Below are 14,963 nucleotides of genomic sequence, written 5' to 3'. Positions count from 1 at the left end.
AAGTCTTGGAAGCGATCGGTGCGCCATGGATTCTCCATTCGTTTGCGGGGCAAGGATGGAAGCAGGAGCGACAGGCAGAGCTTGTCACAAAACGGGTCTCGGCAATAGCCCGAAGCGAGGCGATGTCGTGGTGGCATTCGGCACGGGGCCAACCGCCGAGGCGGAGCAATTTTCTGGTCAGACCGGCGCAGCCTGCCTAAGCTTGCTTGCAGTTCGCAACAAAGCCGGGGGAGGCCGTGCAGCAAGGTGCAGATCGCGATAGCCTGCTGACCGAACTTGCCCGCTGGCAGGAGCGCGAGCGCGCAACGCGTACCATCCTCGAGGTCATCAGCCGCAGCCGGGACGACGAGGCGCCGGTGTTCGAGGCGATCCTCGACAGCGCCCGCAGCCTTTCGGGGGCGACCACCGCCGCGCTCATGCTGGGGCGGCCCGAGGACGAGCATCTGCGGCTGGCGGCACTGGATCATGCCGACCCGGTGATGGCGGCGGCGGTCGTCAGCGAGATCGCCCAGATCAACGCGACGCCGATGAAGATGGACCCGGCGGTCCATGTCTCGGCGCGGGCCATCTGCGAGGGCCGCGCGATCCATATTGCCGACATGAGGGAGACGCCAAGCTACCTGGACGGCGAGCCGAGCTTTCGCCTCATGGTCGATGAACAGGGCCTGCGTTCCATCCTGAGCGTGCCGCTGATGGATGCACGGGGTGCGCTTGGTGCGATCAACCTGCACCGAAAGGTGCCGGGGCTGTTCCGTGACGACGAGATCGCGATGATCGAGACCTTTGCCGCGCAGGCGGTGATCGCCATCGAGAAGGTGCGCCAGTTCCGCGAGGTGCGGACCCGGCTGGAGCGCGAGGAAGCCTCGCGCGAGATCCTGCAGGCGATCAGCGCCTCGCGCACCGACCCGGCGCCGGTGTTCGACGTGATCCTGCGCAATGCGGCGCAGCTGTCAGGGGCGCCGCTGGCCAATCTCTGCCTGCTGAACGCCGCGCGCAGCCATTGGCACCTGGTGGCGCATTACGGCGCCGGGCTGCGGCACCTGGCGATTGGCAAGACCACCACGCCGCTGGACCGCGAACTCGTGCCGGCGGTGGCGATGCGGACGGCGCAGATCGTGCATATCGAGGACCTGACGGATACCGATCTCTACCGGCAAGGCGATCCGGGCCGGGTTGCGATGGTGGAGGTCGAGGGGATGCGCACGATCCTCTGCGTGCCGCTGCTGAGCGAGGCCAGGGCGATTGGCTGCATCACGCTGTTCCGGCGCGAGGTGAAGGGGTTCACCGCTGACGAGATCGGCCTTGTCGAGACCTTCGCCGCCCAGGCGGTCATCGCCATCGAGAACGTGCACCAGTTCCGCGCGCTGCAGGACAAGACCGAGGAGGTGCAGGCGCTGAACGCCTCGCTGGAGGGCCGGGTGCAGGAGCAGGTCGGCGAGATCGAGCGGATGGGCCGGCTGAAGCGGTTCCTGCCGGCGGCGGTGGCGGATACGGTGGTTTCCTCGGGGTCGGAGACCATGCTGCGCAGTCACCGGGCGCTGCTGGGCGTGCTGTTCTGCGATATCCGCGGGTTCACGGCGTTTTGCGAGACGGCCGAGCCGGAAGAGACCATCGAGGTGCTGCAGACCTATCACCGCGAGATGGGCAAGCTGATCGACGCCCATGGCGCGGGGGTGGATCACCGGATGGGCGACGGGATCATGGTGCTGTTCAACGACCCCCTGCCCTGCGACGACCCGGCGGGGGACGCGGTGCGGCTGGCGGTGGCGATGCGCGCGCGGATGGCCGAGCTGTGCCGGGGCTGGAAGCGGATGGGCCACCGGCTGGGGTTCGGCGTCGGCGTGTCGCTGGGCTATGCGACAGTGGGGATGGTCGGCTTCGAGGGGCGGTCGAATTACACCGCCTCGGGCACGGCGATCAACATCGGTGCGCGGCTCTGCGACATGGCCGAGGATGGCGAGATCCTGCTGAGCACGCGCGCGGCGATCGCGGTGGAGGACGGGTTTCCCTCGGTCTCGGTGGGCGAGGTCACGCTGAAGGGCATCCGCGAGCCGGTGGAGGTGTTCCGCCTGACCGGCGGCGCAGCGGGCTGAGCCGCGCGCCACCCGGTCGGGTTCAGAGATCGACCGTGCGCACGGTCTGGCCCTTGGCCGCCAGCGCGATCTTGCCGTCACAGAGGCGCAGGGCGTCGGAGCCGAAGACCTCGCGGCGCCAGCCGGTCAGGGCCGGCAGGTCACGTTCGCCGGCGGCGATGGCGTCGAGGTCGGAGCTGGATGCGATCAGCTTGGCGGCCACGCCCGAGCTTTCGGTCTTGGCCTTGAGCAGCACGCGCAACAGGTCGGCGAGCGCCGGGTTCACCTGCATCCGCTCCCGGCTGGTGTCGGCCTGGGGCAGCTGGTCGTTGGGCATCTCGAGCCCACGCTTCACGGCGGCGAGGATGCCGTCAGCGATCGCCCCGCGCCGGGCCTCGCGCAGCAGCAGGCGCAGACCGGAGAGGTCGGATTCGGCCTTGGGCTTGGCCGAGGCCAGTTCCATCAGCGCATCGTCCTTGAAGACGCGGTTGCGCGGGATGTTGTTCTCCTGCGCATAGCGTTCGCGGAAGGCGGCCAGTTCGCGCACGACCGAGAGGAAGCGCGGCGCATTGGTGCGGGTCTTGAGCCGCTGCCAGGCCTCGTCCGGGTGGGTGTCGTAGGTCGCCGGGTTGGTGAGGATCTGGAGCTCTTCCTCGACCCAGTGCTTGCGCCCGGTCTTTTCTAGCTGGGCGGCGAGGAATTCGTAGACCTTGCGCAGGTGGGTCACATCGGCCAGCGCATAGGACTTCTGCGCCTCGGAGAGCGGGCGGCGCGACCAGTCGGTGAAGCGCGAGGTCTTGTCGACGGTGCCCTTGGCGATCTTGCGCACCAGTGTCTCGTAGCCGGCCTGTTCGCCGAAGCCGCAGACCATGGCGGCGACCTGGGTGTCGAAGAGCGGCTCGGGGAAGACCTTGGCGTCGACCCAGAAGATCTCGAGATCCTGCCGGGCGGCGTGGAAGACCTTGACCACATCGGTGTTGCGGAACAGGTCGTAGAGCGGTTCCAGCGAGAGGCCCTCGGCCAGCGGATCGACCAGCACGGCAGTCGAGTCGTCGTTCCCGGGCATCGCCAGCTGCACCAAGCAGAGCTTGGAGAAGTAGGTGCGTTCGCGCAGGAACTCGGTATCGACGGTAACGTAGGGGTGGGCGGCGGCGGCGGCGCAGAAGGCGGCCAGTTCCTCGGTGGTGGTGATCGTCTGCATGAAGTCCCGGTTCTGAACGTTTTTCGGATGCCGTCTGCCCACGGTGAGGCGAATTCATACGCGAAAGACGGACAGATGCAAACCGATCGCGTGTCAGTCGAGCATGAGCGGGCGGCGGTCGCCTCCGGCGAAGCGGCGCAGTACGGCCGGATAGAGCCGGTGCTCCTGCACCAGGACCCGCGCGGCCAGCGAGTCGGGCGTGTCGCCCTCCATCACCGGCACCCGCGCCTGGCCGAGGATCGGGCCGTCGTCGAGCCGGGCGGTCACCTCGTGCACGGTGCAGCCGTGTTCGCTGTCACCGGCCTCCAGTGCACGCTGGTGGGTGTGCAGTCCCTTGTATTTCGGCAGCAGCGAGGGGTGGATGTTCAGCATCCGGCCCTGCCAGCGCGAGACGAAACCATCGGTCAGCACCCGCATGAAACCTGCAAGGCAGACGATGTCGGTGCCGGCCGCCAGCAGCGGCTTCATCAGCTCATCCTCGAAAGCCGAGCGGTTCTTGCCGAAGGGCCTGTGATCGACCACCGTCGTGGGCACGCCGCGCGCGGCCGCCTTGGCGAGCCCGCCGGCCCTGGCGTCGTTCGAGAGCACCAGGCAGGGTTCGGCCGGATGATCGGCCGTCATGCTGTCGAGCAGCGCCACCATGTTGGAGCCGCCGCCCGAGATCATGATCGCAACGCGTTTGCGGCTCACCCGAGCGTCCCGCGATAGCTGACGCCCTGCCCCTTGGTCACGGTGCCGATGGTGGAGACCGTCTCGCCCGCTTCGGCCAGCAGGGCCGCCAGCGCCTCGGCCCGGTCGGCGGCGACCACCAGGATCATGCCGATGCCGCAGTTGAAGGTCTTGAGCATCTCGGATTCGGCGATATTGCCGACGCCCGCCATCCAGCCGAAGACGCCCGGCAGGGTCCAGGAATCGAGGTCGATCTCGGCGCCCAGCCCTTCGGGCAGGACGCGCGGCAGGTTTTCGGTCAGGCCGCCGCCTGTGATATGGGCAAGGGCGTGCACGCCCCCTGCCCTGACGGCCGCCAGTGCCGGACGGACGTAGAGCTTGGTCGGGGTCAGCAGGTTCTCGCCCAGCGAGCCCTCGCCGAAGGGGCAAGGCGCATCCCAGCCGAGGCCGGAGATTCCGACCAGGCGGCGCACCAGCGAATAGCCGTTGGAATGCACGCCGGAGCTGGCGAGGCCGAGCAGCACGTCGCCTTCGGCCACGTCCCTGGGCAAGTCCGATCCGCGCTCCATCGCGCCGACGGCGAAACCGGCAAGGTCGAAGTCGCCGGCGGGATACATGCCCGGCATCTCGGCGGTCTCGCCGCCGATCAGGGCGCAGTTGGTCTGCACGCAGCCCTCGGCGATGCCCTCGATGATCTGTGCGGCGGTCTCGGTCTCGAGCTTGCCGGTGGCGAAGTAGTCGAGGAAAAACAGCGGCTCGGCGCCCTGGCAGACCAGGTCGTTCACGCACATGGCGACAAGGTCGATGCCGACGCTGCCGACATGGCCGGTGTCGATGGCGATGCGCAGCTTGGTGCCCACGCCGTCGGTCGCGGCGACCAGGATCGGGTCGGTGTAGCCCGCGCCCTTGAGATCGAACAGCGCGCCGAAGCCGCCGAGGCCGCTGACCGTGCCCGGCCGGTTGGTGCGCTTGGCGGCGGGCTTGATCCGCTCGACCAGGGCGTTGCCGGCATCGATATCGACGCCTGCGTCGGCATACGTGACGCCGTTCCTGCCTTCGCTCATCTCGGGGGATTCCTTCTGCCGCGGTGATCGCGCCTGCCTTAACGCAATCGCCCGTCGCCTTCCAGTGAGCAAAGCACGCTAATGCGTGCAGAGGCCGCGGCCCCGCTTGACCCCGCCGCCGCCGCTGCCGTATTGGTCGCCTTGGCGGGCCTGTAGCTCAACGGTTAGAGCAGAGCGCTCATAACGCTTTGGTTGCGGGTTCAAATCCTGCCGGGCCTACCAACTCCGCCGAATTATCCAATTATTTCAATGACCATGTGTCACACGGCGCCGGATCTGCTGTCACGCAGCCGCCGGCAAGGCACGGCAGAGAGGTCGCTGCAGATGCCAGAATGGACGAACGGCGAGCGCGATCACTTGATCTGATAGATCACAGGCCCGCGCACCCCGTCGATTGTCACGGTGCCATCGGCGTTCAGGACCGCCTTCTGGCATTCGGTTCCAACCAGGTGGGCCGGCAGTGCGAGCGTCCGGCAGAACTTGCCGTCCCGGACCGTCCACGCCCCTTCCACGGCAACCTTGAGGTCCTTTCCGACCGCGCCGCTCAGCTTGCCATTGCGGGCGAGCTTGAGCTGGGCGTTTGATGCCAGCAGGCTCTTGCCGGACAGGGCCTTCTTGAGGGCGTCATCCTGAGCGATCGCGGGGGTGACCGAAGCGACGCAAATCGCAGTGAAAAGACAGCGGATTACTACTTTCATGGTGGAATATCCCTTTTGCTGATGACTTGGCGAAACAACAATTGGTCTTGATAGGGTAGATCCCGGACCGGATCGGCACAACAGGTTTTGGTCGGGCGACGGGTTGAGACGCGCCAGAATCCGCCCGGTCCTGCGCGGCCGGCCGTCCGGGTTGCAGATGTCCGGCCCCAGGTCGGGCGCCCCCTCACCGCCCGATCACGATATCGGCGCGCAGCCCGCCCAGGGCTTCGCTCTCGGACAGGCGCAGCAGGCCGCCGTGGGCGCGGGCGATATCGCTGACGATGGCGAGGCCCAGGCCGACGCCGCCGCCCTTGTTCTGGTTGCGCGCGGGGTCGAGTCGCGAGAACGGCTTGACCGCCTCGGCGCGCAGTTCGGGCGGGATGCCGGGGCCGTCGTCCTCGACCCGGATGCGCAGCGACTTGTCGGTGAGCGCGACCGAGACCTCGGCCCGGTTGCCGTAGCGCAGCGCGTTGCCGACGAGGTTCTCGACCGCGCGGCGGATCGCCAGAGGGCGCAGCATGACGCTGCCCTCGCCGCTGGCCTCGACCAGGGTGACCGGCTGACCCGCCCGGGCGGCGTCGGCCACCACCTGACGCACCAGCTCCTTCGGGTCGGTCTTCTCGGGCTCGCCCTCGGCGGTGCCCTTGGCGAAATCGAGGAACTCGTCGATCAGGCGCTGCATCTCGTCGACGTCCTCGACCAGCGGCGCGGCGTCGTCGGGGTCGAGCATGGCGAGTTCGAGCTTCATCCGGGTGAGCGGCGTGCGCAGGTCGTGGCTGACCCCGGAGAGCATCAGGGTGCGCTGTTCGATCTGCCGCTCGATCCGGGCGCGCATGTCGAGGAAGGCGCCGCCGGCGGCGCGCACCTCGACCGCGCCGGCGGGGTGATAGGGCACCACCTGCCCGCGCCCGAAGGCCTGCGCCGCCGCCGCGAGCCGGGTAATCGGGCGCAGCTGGTTGCGCATGTAGAGGAAGGAGATCGCCGTCATCAGGGCGGCGAAGAAGAGCATGGTGACGATCAACTGGTGCGGCGCGGCGGCGGTGACGCGGCGGCGGTTGAAGACGTATTCGATCAGTTGCCCGTTCTCGCGCGCCACCACCGTCACCTCGCGGTTGTCCGGCAGGCGGATCGAGACGACGTCGAGCGCGGTGCCGCGCAGGGTCCGGCGCACGGCGCTGGCCGAGACATCGAACCAGCGCACCAGGTCGGGGGGCACGGTCTCGTCGGGCGGCAGCAGGCGGACCTTGATCTCGAAGACGTCGAGCTGCGGCGCGAGCGCGGCAAGCGCGGCCTCGGGATGGGGCGCACCGGCGACGGAATCGGCGATGTAGGTCATCTCGCGCAGCACCACCCGCGACATCTGCGTGGTGACGTCCTGCAGGTGGCGGTTGGAGAAGGCGATCGAGACCACCAGCAGCAGCACCAGCACCGGAAGCACGAGAATCAGCGTCGCCCGCCCGTAGAGGCTGCGCGGCATGTAGGTTTTGAGCCAGAAGAACGACATGGCCCGACCCTAGCCGCGCACCGGGGCGCGCGGAAAGCGATAGTTTTGTTGTGGAGCGGCGAGGAATGCCTGTAGACCTTGCCGCACAGGCAAGAAGGAGGCCCGCCGATGACCCCGCCCGACGATTTCGACCCGCCGGTAGGACCGGCCGTCACGCTGGAACCGGGGGTGCGGCGCATCGTGGCGCCCAATGCCTCGCCGATGACCTATCGCGGCACCAACACCTATCTCGTCGGCACCGGCGACCTGGCGGTGATCGACCCCGGCCCTGCCAGCCGTCCGCACCTGGAGGCGATCGTCGCGGCGATAGAGCCGGGGCAGAAGATCTCGCATATCATCGTGACCCATACCCATACCGACCATTCGCCGCTGGCCGCCGACCTCGCCGCGCGCACCGGTGCGCCGATCCTGGCCTTCGGCACCGCCCATGCCGGGCGCAGCCCGGTAATGTCGCGGCTTGCCGAGGCGGGCCTCGCCGGCGGCGGCGAAGGTATCGACCATGCCTTCCGCCCGGATGTCACCCTGGCCGACGGCGAGATCGTCGAGGGCGACGGCTGGACGCTCGAGGTGATTCACACGCCCGGCCATATCGGCAACCATATCGCGCTGGCGATGGGCGATCTCTGCTTTACCGCCGACCACGTGATGGGCTGGGCCTCGTCGCTGGTCTCGCCGCCCGATGGCGACCTGACCGACTTCATGGAATCCTGCCGTCGCCTGCGCGCGCGCGACTGGCGCGTCTTCCACTCCGGCCACGGCGCGCCGATAGAGGACCCCGCCGGGCGGGTCGACTGGCTGGTCGACCACCGCCTGGGCCGCGAGCGCCAGATTCTGGCCGCGCTGGAGGCCGGCGCCGCCACCCCCCGCGCCCTGGCCGAGCGAATCTATACCGAGACCCCCCCTTCCCTGATTCCCGCCGCCGAGCGCAATGTCTTCGCGCATCTCATTGATCTCACAGGAAGATCACTCGTCTCGCCCACCGCCGAACTTGCCGCGAACGCCACGTTTTCAAGGCTTTCCTGAAGCGGTGCGAAAATTTGAAAATAGTGGTCAAAAGCCTCTGGACGCCACATGACCCCCTTGCTATATCGCCCAGACCGTTCCGGCGTAGCTCAGCGGTAGAGCAGTTGACTGTTAATCAATTGGTCGTAGGTTCGATCCCTACCGCCGGAGCCAAAATCCCCAAGTAGATCAAAGATTTACGAGCCACCTCTGAGAGGTGGCTCGGGGATGTTTGGCATTGACGGGCTGCAAGCGGGGGCCGGTTTTGCCCTATCGGCAACGCGCGGGCCGGTTCGGCCGCAGGTGCCGGAAGGCACCCCGCCCCGCCCAGGACGAAGTGGCCCAGCCCGAGCCTTCAGAACTCGTCGATCCGCACGAGATGGTCCGGACCCGCCTTGCGATATGATCTCCGCGGCGGTTCGTAGCCCGGCGGTTTCACCGGGTTGCGGAGGTCGCCGAAGGCCGCGGGGGCGCGGTCGCGTGCGACGCCGGGATCGGCGACGGGCACGGCGGCGAGAAGTTGCCGGGTATAGGCATGTTGCGGCGACGAGAAGATGGCCGCGCGGCTGCCGATCTCGACGATCTCGCCCAGATACATCACTGCAACCCGGTGGCTCACCCGTTCGACCACGGCCATGTCGTGCGAGATGAACAGCATCGAGAGCCGATGCCGCGCCTGCAACTCCATCAGAAGGTTGACGATCTGAACCTTGATCGTGACGTCGAGCGCCGAGACGGCCTCGTCGGCGACGATGACCTTCGGACGCACCGCCAGGGCACGCGCGATGCAGATACGCTGACGTTGCCCGCCCGAGAATTCGTGCGGGAACCGACGGGCCATGTCACGGCTCAGCCCGACCTCCTCGAGCAGGTCGCCGACCCGCTGCCGGATCAGTTCACGATCCAGGCCTGCGACGATCATCGGTTCGGCGATCGAACTGCCGACCCGGCTGCGGGGATCCAGGCTCGCAAAGGGGTCCTGGAACACCATCTGGATATCCTGCCGAATCCGTCGCAGCGCGGAACGGCCCAGACCGACCATCTCCTGCCCGCCCAGCCGCACCGACCCGGCCTGGGGCGTGACCAGCCGCATGACCGAGCGGCCGGTGGTGGACTTGCCGCAGCCGGATTCGCCGACCAGCGACAGGGTCTCGCCGGGGCGGATGTCGAACGAGACGTTCTCGACTGCATGGACATTGCCGACCAGCCGCCCGAAGAGGCCGCGCCGGATCGGAAAGCGGGTGCGCAGCCCCTCGACCTCCAGCACCGGCGCCTCGTCGGGGCGCACGGGCGCGACGGTGAAGTCCGGGGTGCTCTGCACGGCGGTTTCGCGGTCGGTGACGTCGAAGGGTCGCGGCGCCGGGCTTTCGGCCATGGACCCCAGGCGCGGCACCGACGAGATCAGCGCGCGGGTATAGTTCTGCCGCGGGTTGGCGAAGATCTCGCGCGTGGGCGCGCATTCCACCATGTTCCCCTTGTACATCACCAGGGTGCGGTCGGCGACTTCGGCGACAACTCCCATGTCGTGGGTGATGAAGAGGATGCCCATGCCCTCCTCGCGCTGCAGCTCTTTCAGCAGGTCGATGATCTGGGCCTGCACCGTCACGTCGAGCGCCGTGGTCGGCTCGTCCGCCACCAGCACGCGCGGCCCGCAGGCCAGCGCCATGGCGATCATCACCCGTTGCCGCATCCCGCCCGAGAAGTTGTGCGGAAAGTCCGAGAGCCTTGCCCGAGCGGCGGGAATGCGGACACGCTCCAGCAGGCGCTCGGCCTCCTTCATCGCCTCGGCCTGGGTAATGCCCCGGTGCAGGCGGAGCGCTTCGCCCAGCTGGAAGCCGATGCTCAGAACCGGGTTGAGCGAGGTCATCGGCTCCTGGAAGATCATCGCGATATCGTTGCCGCGCACGCGCAACATCTGCTCTTCGCTGAGGTGCAGCAGGTCCTGCCCCTCGAACAGCACCTGGCCGCTGGTGCGGGTGCGACCGGCAGGGTTCAACCGCATGATCGACAGCGAGGTGACGCTCTTGCCCGAGCCGGATTCGCCGACAAGGGCCAGGGTCTCGCCGGCATGAAGGTCGAAGCTGATGTCGCGGATCACCTCGGTCCAGCCGGTGAGGCTCTTGAACGAGGTGCTGAGGTCGCGCACCGAAAGCAGGGGCTGCCCCGTATCCAGATCGAAGGCCATCAGCCGACCGCCTCCAGGAAAGCGTCGACATCCACCGGGTGTGTCGCCCAGGAACAGACCATCCGGCAGGCCGGCCGGCCCTCGCTGGTCCGCACGGTGCGCGAGTTATAGAACAGGGCGCCGCGGGCGCGCAGGCGGTCCTGCGCCGCCTCGGGGATGTCGGCGAAGACGATATTCCCGGTGCCCGCCGCCAGCAGCCGGTCGGGGCCGAGACCCTGGCGCATCCGCTCGGCCATCGCGTTGGCGTGCCGGCCGAGATCGAGCCAGAGGCCCTCGTCCAGCCAGCCATGGAACTGCGCCGCGTGAAAGCGCATCTTCGAGGTCAGCTGCCCTGCCCGCTTGCGGCGCAGCTCGAACTCGCGGGCCATGGCCGGGTCGAAGATCACCACCGCCTCGGCGTTCATCATGCCGCCCTTCGCGCCGCCGAGCGAGAGCACGTCGATCCCGGCCTTCCAGGTCATCTCGGCCGGGCTTGCCCCGCTGGCGGCCAGCGCGTTAGCCAGCCGGGAGCCGTCGAGGTGCACGCCCAGGCCCGCCGCCCTGGCGATCCCGGCCAGTGCCGCCACCTGGGCGGCCTCATAGGCTGTGCCGATTTCGGTCAGGTTGGTCAGGCTCAGGGCCGCGCCCTGGACCGTGTGAACCGAGGTCGACATTCCCGCCAGCGTAGCGCGCAGCGCGTCAGGGTCGATCCGGCCCTCCGCGCCGGGCACCGGCAGAAGCTTGGCGCCGGCGGTGAAGAACTCGGGCGCGCCGCATTCGTCGTTGTTGATATGCGCCAGCGGATGGCAATAGACGCCGCCCCAGGCTGGCGACAGCAGAGCCAGCGAGAGCGCGTTCGCCGCCGTGCCGGAACCGACGAAATGCACCGCGGCCTCGGGGGCCTCGAACAGGTCGCGGATCTGCCGGGCGGCGGCGGCGGTCAGCGGGTCGTTGCCGTAGGGCATCGCCATGCCGCGGTTGGCATCCGCCATCGCCTGCATCACCTTCGGATGGACCGGGGCGCCGTTGTCGGAGGCGAAGAAGAGGGTCGGTTCGGTGGTGACGGTATCTTGGAAGGTCATTTCATCTGCCTCGGGTCGAGCATGTCGCGCAGGCCGTCTCCGACCAGGTTCACGGCCAGGACGGTGATCGAAAGGAAAGCGGCGGGAAAGAAGATGATCTGCGGCAGGACCAGCCACAACGATCTGCCGTCGGCCATGATGTTGCCCCAGGAGGGGATGCTTGGCGGAATGCCCGCGCCCAGGAACGACAGGATCGATTCCACGATCATCGCACTGGCGCAGACATAGGAGGCCTGCACCAGCAGCGCGGGCAGCGTGTTGGGCAGAATATGCACCAGAATGATCCGCATCATGCTGGCCCCAACCGCGGTCGAGGCCTCGACATAGGGCAATTCGCGCAGCGACAGGACAGTGCCACGCACGACGCGCGCGATGCTGGGCGTCTCGGCCAGGGTGACGGCGACGATGACGCTGACCAGCGAGCCACGCCAGAGCGCGGTCAGCGCGATGGCCAGCAGCACCGGCGGGATCGACATCATCGCGTCGATCAGGCGCATAATCACCCCGTCGAGCTGCCGGATCGAGCCCGATACCAGGCCGATCGCAAGCCCCGCGAGCGCGCAGAGCGCGGCAACCGAGAGGCCGACGATCAGTGACACCCGCGCTCCGTAGATCACGCGCGAATAGAGATCGCGGCCGACCATGTCGGTGCCGAACCAGTGCTCGGCCGAAGGCGGCTTGAGCCGGTTGACCGGGTTGATCGCGGTGGGATCGACGGTGCCCAGAAGCGGCGCGAACAGGGCACAGATCACCATCGTGCCGAGCAGCGCGACACCAAGTGTCATCCCCTTGTCACGCCGCCAGACCGAGGGCGCGCGGAGCGCGGTTGCAGCAGGACCGCCCATCAGTAGCGGATCCGCGGGTCGATCAGGATATAGAGCAGATCCACGATCAGGTTCACGATCACGTAGCTAAAGGAAAACACCAGAACGACTCCCTGGATGATCGGATAGTCCCGCATCGCAATCGCATCGAGCGTCAGGCGACCAAGACCGGGAATGGCGAAGACGCTCTCGGTCACCACCGCCCCGCCGATCAGCAGGGCGACGCCAAGGCCGATCACGGTGATGATCGGCACGCCGGCGTTCTTCAGCGCGTGGACGAAGAGGATGGTGAACTGACCGGCCCCCTTGGCGCGGGCGGTGCGGATGTAGTCCTGTTCCAGAACGTCCAGCAGCGTTGCCCGCGTGATCCGGGCGATCAGCGCGACATAGAGCGTCGACAATGTCACCGAGGGCAGGATCAGGCTGCGCAGCCACGGCCAGAGGCCCTCGGAAAGCGGCTTGTAGCCCTGTACCGGCAGCCATTGCAGCTCGCGCGCGAAGATGAAGGCCAGGATATAGCCGAAGACGAAGACCGGCACCGAAAAGCCGATGACGGCCAGGCCGACGACCAGCTTGTCGGTCAGCCCCCCGGCCCGCCAGGCCGCGAGCACCCCCATCGGAACGGCGATGACAACCGAGAAGAGCATCGTCATCAGCATGACCGAGACCGTCGGCCCCACCCGGTCGAGGATCAGCTCGCTGACCGGGGTGCCGTGGAAGACCGAAAGCCCCAGGTCGCCCTGCATCACCCGCCAGAACCATTCGACGAAGCGCAGAAGGAAGGGCTTGTTCAGTCCCAGCGCCTCGCGCACCTGGGCGATCTCCTCGGCGCTGGCCCGGTCGCCGGCGATGACGACCGCCGGATCGCCCGGCGCCACGTAGAGGATCGAGAAGATGATGAGCCCGACCAGAACCAGCACGGGGACCGCGGCCAATACGCGGCGAACCACTAGTCCTAGCATGCGATTTTCGCCTCCATTCCGGCAGCGGCCTTGATGTCGTCGGAGATCTTCTCGGCGATCATCAGGACCGGAACATTGATGTTTGCGCAGGGAATGGTCGGCATCAGCGACGCATCGCAGACCCGCAGACCGGAAAGCCCCCGCACCCTCCCGTCCGACGTGGTCACCGCCATCGGGTCGTCGGCCCGCCCCATGCGCGCAGTGCCGCAGGGATGCCAGACGCCGCCGACATTGGCCTTGAGATAGGCCTCCAGCGCGGCGTCGTCGCGCATCAGATGTTCAAGCGAGGGCGCATCGCCCTGCGCCTGTTTCAGGACCAGGCGGCGCATGGCGGGCACGTGATCGACCAGCGGCGCGGCGATGGCGGTCAGAACGCCGTTGCGCCAGGTCGGAGCCAGGAACTTCTTGATGCGCGGCGAGTAGCTGGACGGCAGCGCGGCAAGCACCGTCCCCGCGAGTACCGGGTCCGTGAGCACCGAGGCCGACTGCCGCAATGCCATGCCAAGCCGTTCCAGATCGCGCGGATCGGACAGCATGTCGAAGCGAACCTCGGGCTCGGACATCGGATCGTCAGAGCGCAGTCTGACCCGCCCCGTCGAATAGGACTTGTTCACCCAGGAGAACAGGCTGGCCATCTGGTTGCCGATGGAATGCCAGCCCGCGCGGGCGACGATGGCCGTGTGCATGTCACCCACCGGCGTGTCGGGCCGGTTGGAGGACCAGCGGAGCACGCTTTGAATGTGGTAGTGGTCGCCAGGCGCCATGCGGGCCCCGCGGGCGATCAGTGCGGTGACGCCGATCGAGGGATGCTCCATCAGGTTGCCACCGACGCCGGGCAGGTCGGCTATCGGGGCGATGCCGAGGCCGGCGAGTTCTGCCGCCGGACCGATCCCCGAGCGCATCAGCAGCGCCGGGGTGTGCAGGGCGCCGGTGCAGACGATGACCTCGCGGGCGCGAAGCGTGAACGGGCCGCGCGGCCCCAGCAATTCTGCGCCCTGGGCCACTCCGTCGGAAACCATCAGGCGCAACGCGCGGGTATCGCACAGGATCGTCAGGTTGCGCCGCGCGCGCACGGCCGGGCGCAGGTAGGTCGTCGCCGCCGAAGCGCGCCGCCCGTGTTCGTCGAGGTTCACCGACGTGGGAAAGATCCCGTCCCGCCAGGGCCCGTTCTGGTCGGTCCCGGCGCGGAACTGGCGGGATTCGAGCGCCCCGTGGACGGCGCGCGTGAAGCCCGTGAAGCTCTCGCGGGGGATGCGGCGGACGGGCCATGGCCCGCTGGTGCCGTGAAGCCCGCTCTCGGCGCCCTCGCCCGCATCGGATTCCAGGCGGCGGAAATAGGGGAGCACATCAGGCCAGTCCCATCCCGCGGCGCCGGCGTCGTGCCATTCGCGGTAGTCCTGCGGCGAACCGCGGTTCGATCCGATGCCGTTGATGAGGCTGGTGCCGCCAAGCCCCCGCCCCTGTTCATAGGGAATTTCCGGGGCCGAGGGGGTCTCGCTCAGCCGGGCGCGCAACCCTTCCCAGGTCAGGCTGCGGTCGAAATAGGCGCGGCCGGGATAGGGCGAGGCGACCTGCGCGGGCATGTTTGCCTCGCTCAGGTCGCGCCCGGCCTCGACGAGGCAGACCGTCTTGCCCTCCATCTCGCTCAGGCGCGAGGCCATCACGCTGCCGGCAGAGCCGCCGCCGATGATCAGGTAGTCGTACGTGATGGTGTCGGGCAT

12 protein-coding genes and 2 tRNA genes are annotated in these 14,963 nt (G+C 68.0%); 4 read left to right on the top strand and 10 right to left on the bottom strand.

Annotated features, from left to right (window positions below; genetic code table 11):
- Positions 1-236: 236 nt before the first annotated feature.
- Positions 237-2,093, top strand: a complete 1,857-nt coding sequence (locus IE266_RS14505; protein ID WP_189680819.1) for a GAF domain-containing protein — start codon at positions 237-239, stop codon at positions 2,091-2,093.
- Positions 2,094-2,115: 22 nt separating this feature from the next.
- Here the strand turns inward: IE266_RS14505 and rnd are convergent, their stop codons facing one another.
- The 3 genes from rnd to purM all read right to left on the bottom strand — a co-directional run bounded on the left by rnd (position 2,116) and on the right by purM (position 5,006).
- Positions 2,116-3,273, bottom strand: a complete 1,158-nt coding sequence (gene rnd / locus IE266_RS14500; protein WP_189680818.1) for a ribonuclease D — start codon at positions 3,271-3,273, stop codon at positions 2,116-2,118.
- Positions 3,274-3,366: 93 nt separating this feature from the next.
- Positions 3,367-3,963 (bottom strand): phosphoribosylglycinamide formyltransferase, encoded by a 597-nt coding sequence (gene purN, locus IE266_RS14495; RefSeq protein ID WP_189680817.1) that lies wholly within the window; start codon positions 3,961-3,963, stop codon positions 3,367-3,369.
- Positions 3,960-5,006 carry a phosphoribosylformylglycinamidine cyclo-ligase gene (purM, locus tag IE266_RS14490; RefSeq protein WP_189680816.1) on the bottom strand — a complete coding sequence of 349 codons (1,047 nt, stop codon included), beginning with the start codon at positions 5,004-5,006 and terminating at the stop codon, positions 3,960-3,962. The genes purN and purM overlap by 4 nt, the downstream gene beginning before the upstream one ends.
- Positions 5,007-5,152: 146 nt before the next feature.
- On the opposite strand from purM, the gene IE266_RS14485 reads away from it, so the two are divergent.
- Positions 5,153-5,228: transfer RNA gene (locus IE266_RS14485), tRNA-Ile, on the top strand.
- A 131-nt stretch (positions 5,229-5,359) separates the two neighbouring features.
- Here the strand turns inward: IE266_RS14485 and IE266_RS14480 are convergent.
- Complete coding sequence (locus tag IE266_RS14480; protein ID WP_189680815.1) at positions 5,360-5,704, bottom strand: hypothetical protein; 345 nt, start codon at positions 5,702-5,704, stop codon at positions 5,360-5,362.
- Between the two features lie 184 nt (positions 5,705-5,888).
- Positions 5,889-7,208, bottom strand: coding sequence for an ATP-binding protein (locus tag IE266_RS14475; protein WP_189680814.1), 1,320 nt, complete (start codon positions 7,206-7,208; stop codon positions 5,889-5,891).
- A 108-nt stretch (positions 7,209-7,316) separates the two neighbouring features.
- On the opposite strand from IE266_RS14475, the gene IE266_RS14470 reads away from it, so the two are divergent.
- Both IE266_RS14470 and IE266_RS14465 read left to right on the top strand, forming a co-directional pair.
- Positions 7,317-8,231: an MBL fold metallo-hydrolase gene (locus IE266_RS14470; protein ID WP_189680813.1), complete on the top strand. Its 915-nt coding sequence runs from the start codon at positions 7,317-7,319 to the stop codon at positions 8,229-8,231.
- A gap of 78 nt (positions 8,232-8,309) precedes the next feature.
- Positions 8,310-8,384, top strand: a tRNA-Asn gene (locus IE266_RS14465).
- 181 nt (positions 8,385-8,565) lie between these two features.
- On the opposite strand, the gene IE266_RS14460 is transcribed toward IE266_RS14465, so the two are convergent.
- The 5 genes from IE266_RS14460 to IE266_RS14440 are packed head-to-tail and all read right to left on the bottom strand — an operon-like array spanning position 8,566 to position 14,963.
- Positions 8,566-10,395 (bottom strand): ABC transporter ATP-binding protein, encoded by a 1,830-nt coding sequence (locus IE266_RS14460; protein WP_189680812.1) that lies wholly within the window; start codon positions 10,393-10,395, stop codon positions 8,566-8,568.
- Positions 10,395-11,456: a threonine aldolase family protein gene (locus tag IE266_RS14455; RefSeq protein WP_189680811.1), complete on the bottom strand. Its 1,062-nt coding sequence runs from the start codon at positions 11,454-11,456 to the stop codon at positions 10,395-10,397. The genes IE266_RS14460 and IE266_RS14455 overlap by 1 nt, the downstream gene beginning before the upstream one ends.
- Positions 11,453-12,301: an ABC transporter permease gene (locus IE266_RS14450; protein WP_189680810.1), complete on the bottom strand. Its 849-nt coding sequence runs from the start codon at positions 12,299-12,301 to the stop codon at positions 11,453-11,455. Before IE266_RS14450 ends, IE266_RS14455 begins: the two co-directional genes overlap by 4 nt.
- Entirely contained in the window at positions 12,301-13,242 is a 942-nt protein-coding gene (locus IE266_RS14445) for an ABC transporter permease (RefSeq protein ID WP_189680809.1), read from the bottom strand. The genes IE266_RS14450 and IE266_RS14445 overlap by 1 nt, the downstream gene beginning before the upstream one ends.
- Entirely contained in the window at positions 13,236-14,963 is a 1,728-nt protein-coding gene (locus tag IE266_RS14440; protein WP_189680808.1) for a GMC family oxidoreductase, read from the bottom strand. Before IE266_RS14440 ends, IE266_RS14445 begins: the two co-directional genes overlap by 7 nt.

Origin of the sequence: Seohaeicola zhoushanensis, from assembly GCF_014656415.1 — a bacterium.
Classification (GTDB): Bacteria; Pseudomonadota; Alphaproteobacteria; order Rhodobacterales; family Rhodobacteraceae; genus Seohaeicola_A; species Seohaeicola_A zhoushanensis.
This window is presented reverse-complemented; position numbering and strand designations above follow the sequence as displayed.

Excerpts from the sequence above, each read along its gene's own strand:
- purM (WP_189680816.1), bottom strand. The coding sequence starts at position 5,006 with ATGAGCGAAGGCAGGAACGGCGTCACGTATGCCGACGCAGGCGTCGAT.
- IE266_RS14440 (WP_189680808.1), bottom strand. The coding sequence starts at position 14,963 with ATGCCCGACACCATCACGTACGACTACCTGATCATCGGCGGCGGCTCT.
- IE266_RS14460 (WP_189680812.1), bottom strand. The coding sequence starts at position 10,395 with ATGGCCTTCGATCTGGATACGGGGCAGCCCCTGCTTTCGGTGCGCGAC.
- IE266_RS14450 (WP_189680810.1), bottom strand. The coding sequence starts at position 12,301 with ATGGGCGGTCCTGCTGCAACCGCGCTCCGCGCGCCCTCGGTCTGGCGG.
- IE266_RS14470 (WP_189680813.1), top strand. The coding sequence starts at position 7,317 with ATGACCCCGCCCGACGATTTCGACCCGCCGGTAGGACCGGCCGTCACG.
- IE266_RS14455 (WP_189680811.1), bottom strand. The coding sequence starts at position 11,456 with ATGACCTTCCAAGATACCGTCACCACCGAACCGACCCTCTTCTTCGCC.
- IE266_RS14475 (WP_189680814.1), bottom strand. The coding sequence starts at position 7,208 with ATGTCGTTCTTCTGGCTCAAAACCTACATGCCGCGCAGCCTCTACGGG.
- rnd (WP_189680818.1), bottom strand. The coding sequence starts at position 3,273 with ATGCAGACGATCACCACCACCGAGGAACTGGCCGCCTTCTGCGCCGCC.
- IE266_RS14480 (WP_189680815.1), bottom strand. The coding sequence starts at position 5,704 with ATGAAAGTAGTAATCCGCTGTCTTTTCACTGCGATTTGCGTCGCTTCG.
- IE266_RS14445 (WP_189680809.1), bottom strand. The coding sequence starts at position 13,242 with ATGCTAGGACTAGTGGTTCGCCGCGTATTGGCCGCGGTCCCCGTGCTG.